The sequence below is a fragment of the Bacteroides sp. NGMCC 1.200775 genome (genome assembly GCF_040798045.1).
Classification (GTDB): Bacteria; Bacteroidota; Bacteroidia; order Bacteroidales; family Bacteroidaceae; genus Bacteroides; species Bacteroides hominis.
This window is the reverse complement of record NZ_JASCQK010000009.1, coordinates 104,755-120,806: the sequence shown is the minus strand read 5'-3', so window position 1 is coordinate 120,806 and position 16,052 is coordinate 104,755. Positions and strand designations below refer to the sequence as shown.

The 16,052-nt window shown below is 32.2% G+C and carries 14 protein-coding genes; 11 read left to right on the top strand and 3 right to left on the bottom strand.

The window, feature by feature from the left end:
• Positions 1-65 precede the first annotated feature (65 nt).
• The 4 genes from QK890_RS18575 to QK890_RS18560 are packed head-to-tail and all read left to right on the top strand — an operon-like array spanning position 66 to position 6,045.
• Entirely contained in the window at positions 66-1,838 is a 1,773-nt protein-coding gene (locus QK890_RS18575; RefSeq protein WP_032541167.1) for a S41 family peptidase, read from the top strand.
• Positions 1,789-2,997 carry a lanthionine synthetase C family protein gene (locus QK890_RS18570; protein WP_080715648.1) on the top strand — a complete coding sequence of 403 codons (1,209 nt, stop codon included), beginning with the start codon at positions 1,789-1,791 and terminating at the stop codon, positions 2,995-2,997. Before QK890_RS18575 ends, QK890_RS18570 begins: the two co-directional genes overlap by 50 nt.
• 1 nt (position 2,998) lies before the next feature.
• Positions 2,999-5,161: a lantibiotic dehydratase family protein gene (locus QK890_RS18565; RefSeq protein WP_080715649.1), complete on the top strand. Its 2,163-nt coding sequence runs from the start codon at positions 2,999-3,001 to the stop codon at positions 5,159-5,161.
• 8 nt (positions 5,162-5,169) lie between these two features.
• Entirely contained in the window at positions 5,170-6,045 is an 876-nt protein-coding gene (locus QK890_RS18560) for a thiopeptide-type bacteriocin biosynthesis protein (protein ID WP_032541170.1), read from the top strand.
• 305 nt (positions 6,046-6,350) lie between these two features.
• Here QK890_RS18560 and QK890_RS18555 read toward each other — a convergent pair whose 3' ends face one another.
• The 3 genes from QK890_RS18555 to QK890_RS18545 are packed head-to-tail and all read right to left on the bottom strand — an operon-like array spanning position 6,351 to position 10,457.
• On the bottom strand, positions 6,351-8,387 hold the full coding sequence (locus tag QK890_RS18555; protein WP_101603904.1) for a glycosyltransferase: 2,037 nt from the start codon (positions 8,385-8,387) through the stop codon (positions 6,351-6,353).
• A gap of 38 nt (positions 8,388-8,425) precedes the next feature.
• Positions 8,426-9,088 (bottom strand): response regulator transcription factor, encoded by a 663-nt coding sequence (locus QK890_RS18550; protein ID WP_014299476.1) that lies wholly within the window; start codon positions 9,086-9,088, stop codon positions 8,426-8,428.
• A 10-nt stretch (positions 9,089-9,098) separates the two neighbouring features.
• On the bottom strand, positions 9,099-10,457 hold the full coding sequence (locus QK890_RS18545) for a sensor histidine kinase KdpD (RefSeq protein WP_032541006.1): 1,359 nt from the start codon (positions 10,455-10,457) through the stop codon (positions 9,099-9,101).
• A 189-nt stretch (positions 10,458-10,646) separates the two neighbouring features.
• Between QK890_RS18545 and QK890_RS18540 the strand changes: the two genes are divergently transcribed.
• From QK890_RS18540 to QK890_RS18510, 7 genes are all read left to right on the top strand, one after another.
• Positions 10,647-10,778 (top strand): hypothetical protein, encoded by a 132-nt coding sequence (locus tag QK890_RS18540; RefSeq protein WP_255469918.1) that lies wholly within the window; start codon positions 10,647-10,649, stop codon positions 10,776-10,778.
• A gap of 12 nt (positions 10,779-10,790) precedes the next feature.
• Positions 10,791-11,423 (top strand): hypothetical protein, encoded by a 633-nt coding sequence (locus QK890_RS18535; protein WP_032529683.1) that lies wholly within the window; start codon positions 10,791-10,793, stop codon positions 11,421-11,423.
• Positions 11,420-12,187: a galactosyltransferase-related protein gene (locus tag QK890_RS18530; RefSeq protein ID WP_010993592.1), complete on the top strand. Its 768-nt coding sequence runs from the start codon at positions 11,420-11,422 to the stop codon at positions 12,185-12,187. Before QK890_RS18535 ends, QK890_RS18530 begins: the two co-directional genes overlap by 4 nt.
• Before the next feature lie 13 nt (positions 12,188-12,200).
• Positions 12,201-12,851, top strand: a complete 651-nt coding sequence (locus QK890_RS18525; protein WP_010993591.1) for a hypothetical protein — start codon at positions 12,201-12,203, stop codon at positions 12,849-12,851.
• Entirely contained in the window at positions 12,848-14,077 is a 1,230-nt protein-coding gene (locus QK890_RS18520; protein WP_032541007.1) for a TIGR04157 family glycosyltransferase, read from the top strand. The genes QK890_RS18525 and QK890_RS18520 overlap by 4 nt, the downstream gene beginning before the upstream one ends.
• A 278-nt stretch (positions 14,078-14,355) precedes the next feature.
• Positions 14,356-14,649 carry a TIGR04149 family rSAM-modified RiPP gene (locus QK890_RS18515; protein WP_010993589.1) on the top strand — a complete coding sequence of 98 codons (294 nt, stop codon included), beginning with the start codon at positions 14,356-14,358 and terminating at the stop codon, positions 14,647-14,649.
• Positions 14,650-14,721: 72 nt separating this feature from the next.
• On the top strand, positions 14,722-15,951 hold the full coding sequence (locus tag QK890_RS18510) for a tight junction protein ZO-3 (RefSeq protein WP_032534081.1): 1,230 nt from the start codon (positions 14,722-14,724) through the stop codon (positions 15,949-15,951).
• Positions 15,952-16,052: the final 101 nt, after the last annotated feature.

The following is a 16,052-nucleotide window of genomic DNA, read 5'->3' as shown; positions in this document are numbered from 1 at the left end:
AAAGTTCCTTAGAGTAGGCCGTTGTCTATTCTAAGGAACTTTTATTTTTCCTTTTACTTAGAATTATGAAAAACATAAAGAAAAGATATGTATTTATTCTAATATTGGTAGGTTTACTTGTAATTCCTATTTATAAATATGTTCGATGGTTGAATTTTTGTTATAGGTTTAGCTCGGAAATAAATTTATATACTGATTCTATATTTAAAGAAAAAAAAAGAATAGATAGCTTTGTGCCAACAGTCTTTGATGCTAATGCCCGCTTGTTTTATTTGTGTAAAATTTGGGGATTTATAAAGTATTACCGTGAAGATGCCCGTCTTTCTGTTAGTCAAATGGATAGCCTGTTACTTGCTAATATTCCCAGGGTGAAAAGGGCGGATTCTAAGGATAAATATTGTGCAATATTGGATAGTCTGATTGAATACCCAGCGATTTCTCAATCGAAAAATAAAAATCCATATCCTGATTTAAATGATTATGTCTTAATAAATAACGAATGGATGGATGATACTATATGTCTCGATTATAGAATTAAGAAAAAACTTGAAGCCATGTTTTATTCTCACTCCGGACGTAGAAATCGCTTTGTTTTTAATAAATCTATCGGTAACATTGCCCTAATTGATGAATTGGAATATGCCTCTTTCCCTAAAAGAGATATGCGTTTGGTTGGACTCTTTCAATATTGGAATTTGATAAACTATTTTTATGTTTATAAAAATAGTATTGAGGGTGACTGGGACCGAATCTTATATGAGTCTATACCACTTTTCGAAAAAGCGGATTTGCCCAAGAAATATCATTTGGAAATATATCGATTAACCAATCGGCTACGTGACACCCATGCTTCTTATCCGGCAACAATTGATGGACTTGTATTTGGCCCCTATCGACCTAATTTCAGAATGAGTTTGATTAATGATACATTTGTAATCAATCAAATCCGGATTCCGGCTTACGATAAAGGTGCTTTTGAAATCGGTGATATTGTTTTGAAAGTTGACGGACGGGATATTCATCAGTTAGCTGATAGCCTAAAGGAATTTGTTTGTGGAGGAAACTATTGGTCTGACCAAATGTTTATTTGTAATGCTATTTTGTCTCAATATGATTCTGCTACTGTATTCACGTTGCTTAGAGATGGGGAGACTTTAAGAACTAAATCAGACAACTATTCTGCATACGATTTATTTCAAAAAGAAAGACTAATTGATAGGAATAATGAAAAGCTTCCATTGTATCATTGGGTAAATGATAGTATTGCATATTTGAATTTACGTTCCGCTTCTGTTGATAATATTTATGATAATTATGATGCCATTAAAACTGCATCTGCCATTATTCTAGATTTGAGATCTTATCCTTATACCGATATAATTTCGCCATTAACTAAAATGTTTGTTCCTCCCAACTCATTTTTTGCTTATTCAACATATTCGGATACTCGTTTTCCAGGTATGTTGAGGTATCACCGATCTTCTTCCAGCAAAATAGGTAGTGAGAACTATTATAAAGGTCGAATTATAATTTTAGTCAATGAATGGACACGAAGTTTCTCTGAATATTTAACGATGGCTTTACAAGTTAATCCACGTTCAATAACGGTTGGCAATTCAACTTCGGGGTCTGATGGCAATGTTTCACTTTTTACATTTCCTGGAAAGGTGCTAACTACTTATTCTGGGATAGGGATTTATTATCCGGATTTTTCTCCAACTCAACGAGTTGGAGTACGTATTGATTGTATTGCAGAACCTAGTATTCAAAGTATTAAAGATAGAATTGATGTTGCGTATGAAAGGGCTGTTATTATCGCAAAAGGTGGAACTAACTAGACTTTTGCAATTAAAACTTGATGATATAATTCAATATTTGCTTAATGTTAACGACGAACATTGTACATCCCCAGGACTATTGACAGGTAATGCAGGGATAGCTGTCCTTCTATTTCATTATTCAAAGTATAAAGAAGACGAATTATATGCAGATAAAGCTATGGAGTTTTTATCTCGCTCTGTAGATGGTATGAACGATTATTTTTATCCTGCTTTTTGTGGTGGTATCAGTGGAATTTGTAGTGCCGTTTTGCATTTGGTTAATGAAGGTTTTATAGATCAAGAGAATATTGAATTAATTGAAAAATTTGATAATTACTTGTGTGAACAAGCTTTGTTTGAATCTTCAAATAATTATTTTGACTTTTTACATGGCTCTATAGGAGTGTCTAATTATTTGTTGCGTAGATCGGCTAAAATAAGTGTTTTAGAAGTGCTTAAGCAGGTTGTTGAAATATTGAATTATAGTAAGATAATTGTGAATGATACATATACCTGGGAATATAAAATTGGTAATAAATATAATATTGGATTAGCTCATGGGATGTCTGGAACCAGTCTGTTTTTATCGAATGCGTGTAAGTTGGGGATATGTGATCCAGTAATTTCTCAGTTGTTGGAAAAGAGTACATGGTTTATTCTGTCTCAAGAAATAAAGAATAATAATAGTATATCATTATTTCCTACTTTTGCTTTACCTCAATATACTTTTCGTCAATATCCCGTTGAAAGTCGACTTGGTTGGTGTTATGGTGATTTAGGTGTTGCTTTAGCTCTTTGGAAATATTCTCAGGTTACAAAAAATACTGTTGTAGGGAATAAGGCAATTGAGATTTTTAAGTTTTCGGCAAATCGAAAAGACTTAGAAGATAACTATGTAATTGATGCGAGTATATGTCATGGTACTGCTGGAATAGCCTTAATCTTTAAAAAAATGTATCAAGAAACTCATTTGGATATTTTTAGGGAAACTTCATTATATTGGTTAAGTGAAACTTTAAATATGTCAAAGTATGAGGATGGTATTGTTGGTTATAAATCAGACGGAGAAAAAAAATCTTTGGATTTATTGAATGGTGTTGCAGGCATAGGCTTGGTTATATTATCCTTTTTATCAGAACAGGATATGTCTTGGGAAGATTTACTTTTATTGGATTGAAATGTATAGATGTTTTAATAATTTTGTGTTGCGCACTCCTTTATGCTATTTTGATTGTGTGAGGGATAATTGGATTGTAAAAGTACAGGACAAGTTAGTCTTGGAGTCAATATATTTAGCATCGCCAATTCTTTATGACGAATTATGTAAGTTGTTGGATGGTAGTATCGATAAAGGGAAAGAATATAATCGGATCAGATATTCTATAGAACGTTATTTATGTCGAATGATGACTCGTTGTACTCCTTTTGGTTTATTTGCAGGCTGTAGTATAGGAGAGATTGGAAGTGAGACAAGTATTCAAGTAGACAATTCTTTGAAACGGAAAACAAGATTGGATATGTATTATTTGTCTTTGTTATATAACACTTTGCTGAGACACAGCTCTATTTCTGAAGGCATTTATTATTATCCTAATAATAGTTTATATCGTTTAAAGCATAAATATCGTTATGTAGAATGTTTCCATACGGATGGAAATCGTAAATATCAATTGCAAGAAATAGATAGTACCTCTTATTTGAATAAAATCTTGAAATTATCTTCTAATGGAATTAAGTTGAATGAACTTATTGCGAGTCTGGTGTGTGATGAAATAACAAATGAAGAGGCTCGGCACTATGTACATGAGTTGATTAATTCGCAAATACTTGTTGGGGAACTATATCAATCATTAACTGGTGATGACTATTTTAAACGTATTATTAGCCTACTTGAATCAACGAATTGCGAAGTTTCCTTGTTAAATAACCTCAAAGGTTTAAAAAGGCGACTGGATTCAATGGATTTGAATGAGAGTGTGGAAATCAGCACATATGCTGAGATTATTAATAATATAAAATTGATAAATGTACCTTATGAAAAACAATATCTTTTCCAAGTTGATATGGTAAAGAATCTATCGCAGTCTATCTTGGGAGAGAAAGTAATTGTAGAATTAAAATCAACTATGGAGTTTCTTAATAAACTAACTCCTTTACGTCAGAATGAGGTGCTGAAGAAGTTCCAAGAAGACTTTTTTTACAGATATGAAGAAAGAGAAGTTCCTTTAATGGAAGTATTAGATCCGGAGTTGGGCTTAGGGTATCCATCTAAAAGTATGGATGGTGATGAAGCTCCTTTGATAGAAGAACTTGAACTGCCATTCCTTAAAAATACCTTAGGAAATGCTTCTATGAGCTCATTGGAGATATTGCTACTTGGCAAGATGGTAGAAACTTTGACGAATGGTGGAAAAGAGATTGTGCTTATAGATAAAGACATTGACGGTACTCCTAATTGGGATGATTTACCATCTACTATGTATACTATGTTTAATATGATTCGTTCAGAGAAAAATGGATTATTAATACAGGCTAATTTCTTTTCAGGTAGTTGTGGAGCCATTCTTTTGTCTCGTTTTGCTCATGTTGATGAAAGAATAAAGGGCTTTGTAAAAAATATTGCTTGTGAGGAGCAACAATTGTCGCCTGATAGTATTTTGGCTGAACTAGTTTATTTACCGGAATCTAGGACAGGAAACATTTTGATGCGTCCTCATATTCGTGAGTATGAATTGGCTTATATGTCAGACTCTGATTTACCTAAAGATAAGATGTTATATGTGTCAGATTTATTACTTTCTGTGAGAAATGGGAAGTTGCATCTTCGCTCTAAAAGATTAAATAAAGAGATTGTGCCCCGTTTGACAAATGCGCACAATTTTCGGAGTCATTCAATGCCTGTTTACCGTTTTTTGTGTGACATGCAGCATCCTTATGGCCGTAATTCTTTGTTTTTTAATTGGGGAATTTTAGAAAAACAACTGCCTTTTCGCCCAAGAGTAAGATATAAAAATACAATACTTTCATTAGCTTCTTGGAATATAAAAGTGGTAGATATAAAATATCTTTTTAAAATAGCAGATGAGGCTTTATTGTTAGACGAAATTATACGATGGCGTACACAAATATCACTTCCGGTTTATGTGGTAATGCCAGATGGAGACAATGAATTGTTTATTGATTGGGGTGATCTTGTCAGTGTGAAATCACTTTTTATGATAATAAAGCACCGTGATATTATTAGCTTAAAAGAATTCATTTTCGAGCCAGAAAATGCAGTTGTTAAAGGAGAAAATGGAGTGTATGTAAACGAATGTATTGTTGCATTTTATAAAAGTTAAATATATTGATGGTACAAAGACTTTTTATTCCAGGCAGTGAATGGGTATATGTGAAAATATATACAGGAGCTAAAACAGCTGATAAATTGTTGTCGCATAGTCTATTTCTCTTTATTAAAGAGCTCAAAAGAAACAAACTGATTAAAAAGTGGTTCTTTATTCGTTACGTTGATGAAGATTTTCATTTGAGATTAAGGTTGCTTGCTGAAAAAGAGGATTGTGTAGGAATAATTTTATCTTTATTTGCAAATCGATTTTCGAATTTGATAGAAGATGGAGTGATTTGGAAGATCCAGTTAGATACTTATAATCGTGAGTTGGAACGATATGGAAATTCATTGATTGAAATATCTGAGTCGTTTTTTTGTTTAGATAGCGAATGCGCTTTGTTTGTTGTTAGAAAAATCAATGGCTATTCAGATGAAAATTACAGATGGATGATTGCTTTGAAAATGGTAGATAAATTTATGACAGATATGTTGTTGGATACTATTTCAAAACAGAATCTAACCCAACGGATGGCTGGCTCATTTAAGAAAGAGTTTGGTTTTAATGAGTATAATTCGAAACAGTTGAATTCTCTTTTTCGTTCTAAAAAGAAGGTTGTAGAATCTGTATTAAGAGATGAAATTAATGATAGAAAATTTGCGGACTTATGTTGTTATGTTGAAGAAAGGTCTAAAAAGTTAAAACCTTTGATAGATTTGTTCTATTTGAAAATTAGTAAGGAAGAGAATGTAATTTACTTATTTACAAGTTATATTCATATGATGCTGAATAGATTGTTTTGTTCTAGGAATCGTTTACAAGAGTTGGTTATTTATGATTTTATGAATAGGTTCTATTGTAGTGAGATTGCAAAAGAGAAATATAACAGAAAGTGATTGTAAAATTATGAGCTTGTTGGGAGATTTACTTTGTTTATATAGATTGTTTTTTAGCTATCTATAGTGGATATGATAATTATGCGCTTGATTGTTAGGATTTTTTATTTTAGAAGTGAATTGTTTATGTAAGTGTTTGTTGTAGTCTGAATTTTTTATAGCTTTCTTTATTGTCCTCCCCCCCCCCCCCAAAAAAAAAATTTGGGGGACTATCAATGCTGAAATATTTATTATATATTTAAATTTGAGGTTGTATTGTTTATGATGATTTATACCTTTTCTTACTAATATTTCATTGGTTTTAGTTAATAATTTCTAGCTATTTTATTCCATGTTGATATGTATTGTAATAATTCTTGCTTTGTCATGTTCGATATTTTTAAAAATTCACTTCTGTTTTGTATTTCTATTTGCTCATTGTAGAACCGTGAATTTTCATTTCTTGGATGGTATAGATGAAATAATTTACCTTTAGCCCGATATATAGGATATCCCAATATTTCTATTCGTTTTACCCTTTCTGCGTCTTCCGGCCCCCAACCATAGAATTTTTCATTTTCTCCTCCTATATTTAGATATGCCGTCCTGTTTACAAATAGAGCTCCACCTACAGCATATAAACCTTGAGGTAATAGATTTTGAGATTCTTTTTTTAATAGACTAAAAGAACGGCTTGTAATAAAGTTGATAGTTGTTTGAGGTGGGATCATATGAAAATTTCCCTCATATGGAAAACTTAGAATAGCTTTTGACTCACGAATGGCATTGATTGCGATGAGTATTTGCTTTTGTGGGATTATAACATCCGCGTCCCAGATTCCGATAATTTCTGTTTGTGCAATTCTTAACATTAGATTTAAATATTTGGTTCGATGAAATACTGGGTTGGTATCTTTAACGAATTGATATGTGACATTGGCTATTTGAGGCGGGATGTATCGAGGAGTACAATCTCCTTCGGTAATAATGATCCTCGTATTCTGTATTTTGGATAATTCATTTAGTACCATGTCTAAATTTCTTTTTCTTTCATCAGAATCAATTCGAATTGGGATGATAAAAGTAGTACCTTCACATGCTGATAATGGTTTAAGTTGTATCGTTGATATTACTTGGTTATTAATATCTGTTTTAAAAGCAACTTTAGTCTTTTCTGGATATATTTTCATTTTATAGAGTTCATAGAGTTCTGCTCTTATGGATTTATTTAATTTTTGTTTGTTTATTCTACGCATCATACTATCTATTGCATAGATAACGTGTTGTTGAAATATGATTCTATTTTTACTTTCTTTGTAGCCTTGTAATCTTAAACGTGAATATCGCATAATTCCATACCAGTCTATTTTTTTATTACTGCTTTGATAAAGTAATTCATGGACCATGGAATCATCAACTTGAGATAAAATATCATCTTCTTCTCCTTCGACTAGGTTATTTCTTAATAAATAGATAATTCCACAGCCAATACCTAATAATCCATACTCTAATGTAAGAGGAAGTGTTGTAGTGATATTGTTGAACAATTTATCGATTAAGGTATCTGCCAATTTCGCATATTTATGGTTTGACGTGTATTGTGTAAATGTATACAGTCCGATTATTCTACCCATTTTAGGAAATCCCAGATCACTCTCCATTATTGGGAATTGATTTTCTACTTTATATTTATTAGTGAATGTTTTTTGATATTGTTTTCGAATGTGGTAATCTTCTATTATATTTCTTTTTTCATAATATGCATGTATACTTAGAGGAAGTGTGAGAATTTCTATTTTTCCGGCTTCTACTAAGCGGCAATACAGGTTGTAATCTGCAGAATGTTTGTATACTTCATTGTATCCCCTAAGTTTATATATTATGTTTGTCCTTATCATTAGTGAGGAGATTGAAATATGGTTATTCTTTAATAAATGAATTTGTATATCACTGTGTGATACTGGTGTGTATTTTATAAGTTTATTATCTTTATTGTAGAAATTGGATCCTACGGCTATTAATTCATTATGCTGCTCTAAGTAGTCGTATTGAATTTGAAGTTTATTGGATAGAGCTATATGGTTACTTCTTATTATTGTTATATATTTTCCTTTTGCCCGTTTTATTCCGTGGTTGAGAGATGTATAATAGTTACTATGTTGTGTGGTGTTTAGGATAACAATGCGTTCATCATTGCAGGTTTGAATATATTGATTAATCTTTTTATTAGAAGGAGTAGTGATGATAATAAATTCAAATTCACTAAAAGATTGTGATAATATACTTTTGATGGAAGCTTTTGTCTGTTTGCTACTGTTATGTACATGTAGTATGACTGATATTTTTTTATTTGTGTATTTCATAAATAGATTTTTATTAATGAGTTGATTTATCGAGGTTATTATTTTATATAATACCCTTCGTTGGTTATTGTCTCTATTGTAAGATATCCGTATGTTGTTAAATACTTGCGAATACTTGAGATTAGATTATTGAGGCTACCGTCTATACCACCGTTACCATTGGGCCATAGTTCGTCCATTATTTGATTACGGCTTAGCACTCTTCCTTTATTTAAGTATAATAGCTTAAATAGGATAACTTCTTTGTTTGAGAATCTGGCGATTTTTGCTGTTTTGAAAAAAAAGTCTCGTGTGATTAAATTTAGTCTATACCCTTCTTTGGTCAGAAACCATTCTTGTGGATTTGGTAGTAGTTTGTTTATATAGGCTTCTAATTCATCAATATCGAGAGGTTTCTTGATATAATGTTCTCCTCCTGCTTCTATGGCTCTTTTTATTTCAGATCCTTGTGTATGTGATGAAATGAATATTACCGGGACTTGTGGAATTATCTTTTTAAGTTCAGGCAAAAAGTCGATGCTATTCTTATTGCCTATTTTCACATCTAATATTATAATATCCGGTGTCCATTCATTTATTAAACTCTTTATTTCTTTTAAAGAGTTCAAAGATTCTGCCTCATATCCATTTTGTTTCAGTATATAAGTATATGTTTGGGTTATAAGTCCATCGTCATCTACTAACAGAATTTTCTTTTTCATATATTAATTATTAATTGATTGGTAATTTGATTAGAAAAGTTGTTCCTTTCTGGGAATTATTCTTTAAACTGATGCTTCCATGGTGTGCTTCAATTATCTTTTTTACGTATGCTAAGCCAATTCCATAACCATCATTTTTCCGCGAATTCGGAGTTTGATAGAATTGATTGAATATTTTTTTATGCTCTTTTGCGGGTATTCCATATCCGTCATCACTAATGTCAATGTATAATTCGCTAAGTGACGCTGATAGAGTTATATCTATTTGAGTATTATTATCGGAGTATTTTAATGCATTTTCGATCAAATTGGTAAACACACTACTTATTCCAATTTCATCGACATAAATATTAGTTTCTTTTAGATGATTGTTGACTTTAATATTGAATTGCTTGTTGATGAAGCACAATTTGATATCTTCGATAACCTTATAAATAATTTGAATTATATTTATTTCCTTTTTATTTATAACTATCTCTTGTTTCTGGCTTTTGGCTACTAATAGCAATGATTCAATAATATTTCCTAGTCGCTCAATGCGTGCTTTTCCACTTTTTAATAATTCCAGTTTATCTTTATTTTCTTCAACTTGTGCAAAGTAAAGCAATATAGCGTGAGTGGCATTTAAAGGTGACTTTAAATCGTGAATAACTCCATTAATGGCGGCAGCGCGTTTATATAATAAATTGTCTCGTCTTCTAATGATAATTAATTGGTATAGTAGACATGCTATAATAAGGATAGCCAATAGAAAAGAAATAATGAGTGCACTGGCCATTCGGTCTAATATTAAGTTGGGTGGTAAGTTTACCAATAGTTTTAGGCTCTGTAGTGATTTTGCTCCAATAGGTTGTATTGCGCTTAGGATATGGGTATTTCCTACAAATTGCAAGGTGTCTCCTGAAAAGGAGATGCAACGTCCTTCGTTATTGTAAAGTATGAATACATGTTGCGTTTGTAGCTTCTGTTTTTTAAGTTCTTGTTCGTAAATTGAATCTAAATCGTTGATATTGATAAATTTTCCTTTTGTTATTAATACGGTTTGATAAATTTGGCTGAATATTTCGGCAAAGTTATTACCAACGTTTTGCTGAATTGCATCTGTTAGCTTAATGGTATCCCCTGTATATTCATGTAGCTTTTTTGTAGGAATTACTTTTTTAGGAGTAAATTCATACATTTGTTCTTTGGCTTTGGCAGAGGAACGCATTCCTAGTTCCAATTCTATAGCTAATTGGTATTTTGATAGCATTTGTTCGCTTACATCTTTGCGATATTGTGTGTACATATTCATAAGCCAAAATCCTTGTAATATTAGGATAGCCAAGGTGCCAATGGTTACGACGCAGATTACTATTTTTTGCTTCATCTTATATTTGCTTTTCTCATATTGTAAAGATAGTTTTTGTATTTGATTTTTATGGAAAGAATTATTGTAACTTTAAGTAATTGTTTTTAAATTTATATTTATTAACATAATAGTTCGTTTTTCGTGAGATACGTGATGTAAATATGTCTGCTTTTTGTGACCTTTGAAAAAATCTTAAAAACAAATATTATGGATAAATTAACAACAGATGAAATGCAGGTTATTAAAGGTGGAGGAGTATGGGTTGAAATAAATGGTGAATGGATTTGGATTGCTAGTATAAAAGCTTCTGAAGAAGATCCCATAGATTCTCCTAAGTAACTCTATATAAATATGCAAAATCAGATATTTATATCTGGTCAAGGGTATTTACCTATAGAGGATCTTATTCAGGTAGGACGTAGAACGTCCTGCCTCGGACTTATTAACGGAAAAATGGGGATCGCCATTGCTCTTTTTCGCTATGCACGCCTTTCCGGTGAGTTGACATGTGAAGATGTTGGTTGTGAACTCCTTGATGAGATTTATGAACATCTTGATTCGTCTATACCTATTTCTTTTGGTAGTGGTTTATGGGGGATTGGTTGGGGGATTGAATATCTGATTCAAAATGGTTATATGGAAGGTGATGCTGATGAAGTCTTAAAGGATATAGATCAATGTGCTGCACGCTGTATACATGCCTATGGTATGTCGGGACTTTCATTAAATAACGGAATTGTAGGTTTAGGACGATATATTCTAATTAGGATTATTCCAACATTTTTGAAAGGTGATACGGTTTCAAGTGCTTTCCTGAAAGAGTATCTTATTTATTTGATTGATTGGTTGGAGGAAAGATTGGAATATACAAACGAATCTATTGATGATTTACTTGATTTTTTGTTTGACTTATACCCTACAGGTTTTTATCGGACAAAAGTATCAGTTCTAATCGAAAAATGTATGAATAGGTACAATCTATGAGTTATTTGGAGCAAATTACTATTGGAATTCCTGTGAGGATAGACAGTTGGGAGAGGAAGAGAAATCTTTTAGCCTTATTACACTATATATCCTCGTCTGGGATGAGGGTACATGTTTGGGATGCAGGAAGTGAAGAGTGTCAGTTCCCTGATGATATCTGTAGTAAAATTACTTATACTTATGAACGTGATGAAAATTTAGTTTATCACAAAACGAGGTATGTTAACTTATTATTAAGAGAAATTTCTACTCCTATAGTTGCTATTTGGGATGCTGATATTATATTTTCTTTGTCGCAGTTGGAGGCCTCAATACAAGCAATTATAGAACGAAAATATGTGATGAGTATACCATATAATGGAGTGGTAAAAATGCTTTCAAAAAAACAAAGTGAAGCATATATACTTTCTGGACAAAGGTATGATCATTTAGTTTCGCATGATGATATGTATGCTCGTTTGATGTGGCGTCCTTCCTGTGGGGGAGTTTTTGTTGTAGATCGTGAAAAGTATTTGAGATATGGGGGAGATAATGAACGTTTTATCAGTTGGGGACCTGAAGATGCTGAGCGTATTCGAAGGATGGAAATATTGGGAGAATCTGTACATTGGACAAATGGAGGACCATTATACCACTTATGGCATCCTAGGGGAGAGAACTCCAGATATTCTATAGAAAAGTTAGCTTTTATTAATCGAATGGAATTTATAAAAGTTTGTAGCATGGGTCAGAATGAATTACGTGCATATGTTAAATCCTGGTAAAAATATAGTTGAGATGAATGGACAATTATTGAGACAAATAGCTAATTATCAGATACTATATAGTGCCTGTTGTAAGGATTTAGGGCTATTGCGTGGCAAAATAGGCATTTCACTTTTCTTTTTTCATTATGCTCATTTTTGTGGAGATTCGCTTTATAGTGACTATGCAAATGAACTGATTGGGGATGTGTATGATGATATTAGAATAGATACTCCATGGGGGATTCGAAATGGCTTATTAGGAATTGGATGGGGATTAGAGTATTTTATGCAGAAAGGATTTGTTGAATGTGGTTCTAATGATATCTTAACAGAACTTGATAATAAAATAATGGAACGTGACTTACGACGTGTAAAAGACTATTCATTTGATACGGGGATAGAAGGGTTGGCGTGGTATGTGTTAATACGCTTATTGTCATCTGAGAGATATTTGCAAAAACCATTCGATAAGATGTATTTGGATGATTTAAGAGGTGTTTGTGAGAATGTTCCGAATAAAGTCTGCCATCCTGGAATTTCTTTATTGTTAGACTATTTAGTGGGTAAACAAATAGATGATTGGTATCTCGTTGTTCTGGGAAAGATAACGTCACAGAGAACTGGCGGAGAGAAGAAAGAAGCTTTGTTGTGGGTTGAAGGATTAAAATACTTATTGCGATGAGGCATATATATTTGATAAATAGTGATAGTCGTGCGGCACAATATGGTATTGGGACATATATAATTCAAGTTATAAACTGTCTTAGCAGTATTGATTCTTTGCGTTTGACTGTAGTTAGTATGAACTCAGAGGATGGGATACTTACTGAAAAAAAAGATAATAATGTTCGTTATCTAACTTTTCCTAAAGTGTATGATTGGAGGAGTGAGAAAGAAATTCAACGATATTATAGAAGTGTTGCTTTCTTGTTGGCATTGTATGTAGATTCAAGTGAAGATAATGTATTTCATTTTAATTATTTACATCATGAACCATTGGTTGACTTGTTGAAGAAAATATATCCTACCAGCCAATTTGTGTTGACTTTACATTATTTGAACTGGTGCTTCACTTTGAAAGGGAATATAAAGAGGTTACAAACTGTTTTGGATAAAGCTGAGAACGATAGAACTGAGGAAGAAAAATACATATATGACGAATATAAGCAAGAAGTATCTCTTTACAGAAAAGTAGATAGGATAATATGCTTGGCTCAATATACTAAGATGTTGCTGAATGAATTTTATGGAATTGAAGAATGTAAACTAACGTTGATATACAATGGTTTAATTGATCAGGCTATCTTCTTGGATGAAGTGGAGAGAATGCAAAGAAAAAGAGATTTATTTTTTGGAGAAGGAGAGAAATTAATTCTATTTGTAGGACGTTTGGATGATATAAAAGGGGTTGACTATTTGATAGAAGCTTTCGCAAAGGTGATAAAAAAGAGTTCGAACACTCGTTTGTTAATAGTGGGAGACGGGAATTATAGTAGGTATTTACAGATGTCTGCAGACATTTGGAGTAGGATTACTTTTATAGGGAAAATTAGTAAACAGAAATTATATGAATTTTATCAAATTGCAGATGTTGGAGTGATGCCGTCTTTTCATGAGCAATGCAGTTATGTAGCCATAGAAATGATGATGCATGGATTACCATTAATTATCACTAATACCACAGGATTGAGTGAAATGATTCATCATCAAAATGTAGAGTGCAGATTGATATTAAAGGAAGATCAAAATGAATTAAGGTTATCAGTTGAAGAACTGTCGAAATGTTTATTGAAAATAGTAACGGATGATTGTTGGGCGAGAGAGGTTGGTAAGTTAAATAGGTGTCGATATAAAGATGCTTTTTCATTAGAAAAAATGAGGATGGCATTTGAGTCTTTTTATAGTTAAGAATAAATTGCTGTCTTTGATTTAGTTTTTTGAATACTATTATGTGGTGATCTTGTGACGATTCAAAATAGAAATTAAAAAAGAATGTATATGAGAGAGTTGACTTATGTTTTACGCTTTACTTTTTCCATCACAATCTGGATGTTGGGGAAAAATAATTTGAGTTACTAAGGTATTTGTTTGGCTCTTTTTCTTCGTTCTAACAAATACCTGTAACATTGGAAATCTATGTGATTTTTACGAAGAATATTAAATGTTGATTTTAAAATGATTAAAGTATGAAATTAAGAAAACTAAAACTGAATGAAGCTTCAAAAGCTGAATTGAATGAACGTGAGATGTGTCGTGTTTTGGGAGGTGGTACTCCTGGGTGCTGCCAATGTGGTTGCAATTATGAAGGTAAACCCGGTGGCTCTAGTACTAGTGCTAATGATAGTGCCAATAATGCTCATGGGTATACATCAGATGGTTCTCATCCATGTTGTTCTACTACTGACCCCAAACCGGAATTTCCTGAAATAACACCACCGCCATTTTGGAATCCCCAAGATGCTCTTTGTGGACATTTTTAAATAGGGTAAAATAGAACGGTACTGTTATATGAAATATTTAATAGTACTGTTCTTAATAATTATATGTTTCCAATGAATAAAGGATTGTGTTCTGTATTTTTGTTTTTCATAATTTGTGTGAGTTGTGGTTATCCTCAACAATATACAGAGATTATAAATGGTGGGGGAAAGGTATATTTTTGTATAAATCCAAAAGATAGGCAGATAGTTTTACCTGTGCAATTGAATGACAGTATCACGGCTCGCTTAGGATTTGATACTGGAGGACAATTTGTGTTAGACTCGATGTTTTGTGCAACACATTCTAGTATTAAACATCGTTTGTTTTCAGATGCGCAATTACGAAATGGCTCTGGTTGGGCTAACTTTCTTGTCACTTGTTCTATTTATTCTAATGCCCCAATTGTTAGGGTTGGAAAGGTGTCTTTGAAATATGATGTTACTCAAATTATGAATTGGAAATGGTATATGAATAGTTCTTCAGAAGGAATGTTTAATATCCCTCCTAACGATACTATGCATGTGTGGGAGCTGAACTTTGAGCATAATTATATGGAGATTCATTTGGCGCAGAATTATCGAATGCCTGATAATAGTTTGATATTTCCATTAGTTAGAAAAAAAGAATATCCTAATTTACTCTATGTCAGATTACCTATTAAGATGGAATGTGCTAGTAGTGACACATTAATGATAAATCGTATGTTCATGATAGATACGGGAATGGCTTGGGATATCGTCTTAATGCAAGAAGCTAATGAGTTTTCTTTCTTTAATAAACAGGAGGATGTTGTTTGGACTAAATATCTAAATAGATATCATCGCTATTGTCCTGTAGATGCTATTTTAGCTGATACTTTGAGAATGGATTCATTACGAGTTTATACTTTTGATTTTATTAATAGAGCGCCATCTAATTATTTGATTGGGCAGAATTTTCTTAAAAGATTTAATGTTTTCTTTGATATGAAACATCAAAGAATTGGTTTTCAGCCAATACCTAATTTTACTCGTGTTGTTAATCCTTTGCATCAGCGATTTCATATTTTGGTTGAAAAAAATAGATATGGGAGGTGGATCATTACTAGGGTCGCTGATTCTAAGGACAATTATTATAAAGCTGCTGGGTTAAGAGAAGGCGATGAAATTAAAACTGTGAATGGAAAAAATTATGAAGATTATCTTTATAAAAATCATCGTTTGTTTGAAAAGCAAGATACATTATTATATGAAGTTATTCGTAAAGAGAAGATTCTTAAAATAGTTGTAGCTGTTAATAAAGAAGAAATACAAGGTGATTGAAATATATTGTTGAATATGGCTTGTTTGTTATATATTGGACTATTAAGTTTCTTTCTTTTTTGTTCTAACAAATACCTGTAACATTGGAAATCTATGTGATT

What these genes read in the sequence shown, in the direction of transcription:
- QK890_RS18575 (WP_032541167.1), top strand. Translation starts at nt 66, where the DNA reads ATGAAAAACATAAAGAAAAGATATGTATTTATTCTAATATTGGTAGGT.
- QK890_RS18570 (WP_080715648.1), top strand. Translation starts at nt 1,789, where the DNA reads ATGTTGCGTATGAAAGGGCTGTTATTATCGCAAAAGGTGGAACTAACT.
- QK890_RS18565 (WP_080715649.1), top strand. Translation starts at nt 2,999, where the DNA reads ATGTATAGATGTTTTAATAATTTTGTGTTGCGCACTCCTTTATGCTAT.
- QK890_RS18560 (WP_032541170.1), top strand. Translation starts at nt 5,170, where the DNA reads ATGGTACAAAGACTTTTTATTCCAGGCAGTGAATGGGTATATGTGAAA.
- QK890_RS18555 (WP_101603904.1), bottom strand. Translation starts at nt 8,387, where the DNA reads ATGAAATACACAAATAAAAAAATATCAGTCATACTACATGTACATAAC.
- QK890_RS18550 (WP_014299476.1), bottom strand. Translation starts at nt 9,088, where the DNA reads ATGAAAAAGAAAATTCTGTTAGTAGATGACGATGGACTTATAACCCAA.
- QK890_RS18545 (WP_032541006.1), bottom strand. Translation starts at nt 10,457, where the DNA reads ATGAAGCAAAAAATAGTAATCTGCGTCGTAACCATTGGCACCTTGGCT.
- QK890_RS18540 (WP_255469918.1), top strand. Translation starts at nt 10,647, where the DNA reads ATGGATAAATTAACAACAGATGAAATGCAGGTTATTAAAGGTGGAGGA.
- QK890_RS18535 (WP_032529683.1), top strand. Translation starts at nt 10,791, where the DNA reads ATGCAAAATCAGATATTTATATCTGGTCAAGGGTATTTACCTATAGAG.
- QK890_RS18530 (WP_010993592.1), top strand. Translation starts at nt 11,420, where the DNA reads ATGAGTTATTTGGAGCAAATTACTATTGGAATTCCTGTGAGGATAGAC.
- QK890_RS18525 (WP_010993591.1), top strand. Translation starts at nt 12,201, where the DNA reads ATGAATGGACAATTATTGAGACAAATAGCTAATTATCAGATACTATAT.
- QK890_RS18520 (WP_032541007.1), top strand. Translation starts at nt 12,848, where the DNA reads ATGAGGCATATATATTTGATAAATAGTGATAGTCGTGCGGCACAATAT.
- QK890_RS18515 (WP_010993589.1), top strand. Translation starts at nt 14,356, where the DNA reads ATGAAATTAAGAAAACTAAAACTGAATGAAGCTTCAAAAGCTGAATTG.
- QK890_RS18510 (WP_032534081.1), top strand. Translation starts at nt 14,722, where the DNA reads ATGAATAAAGGATTGTGTTCTGTATTTTTGTTTTTCATAATTTGTGTG.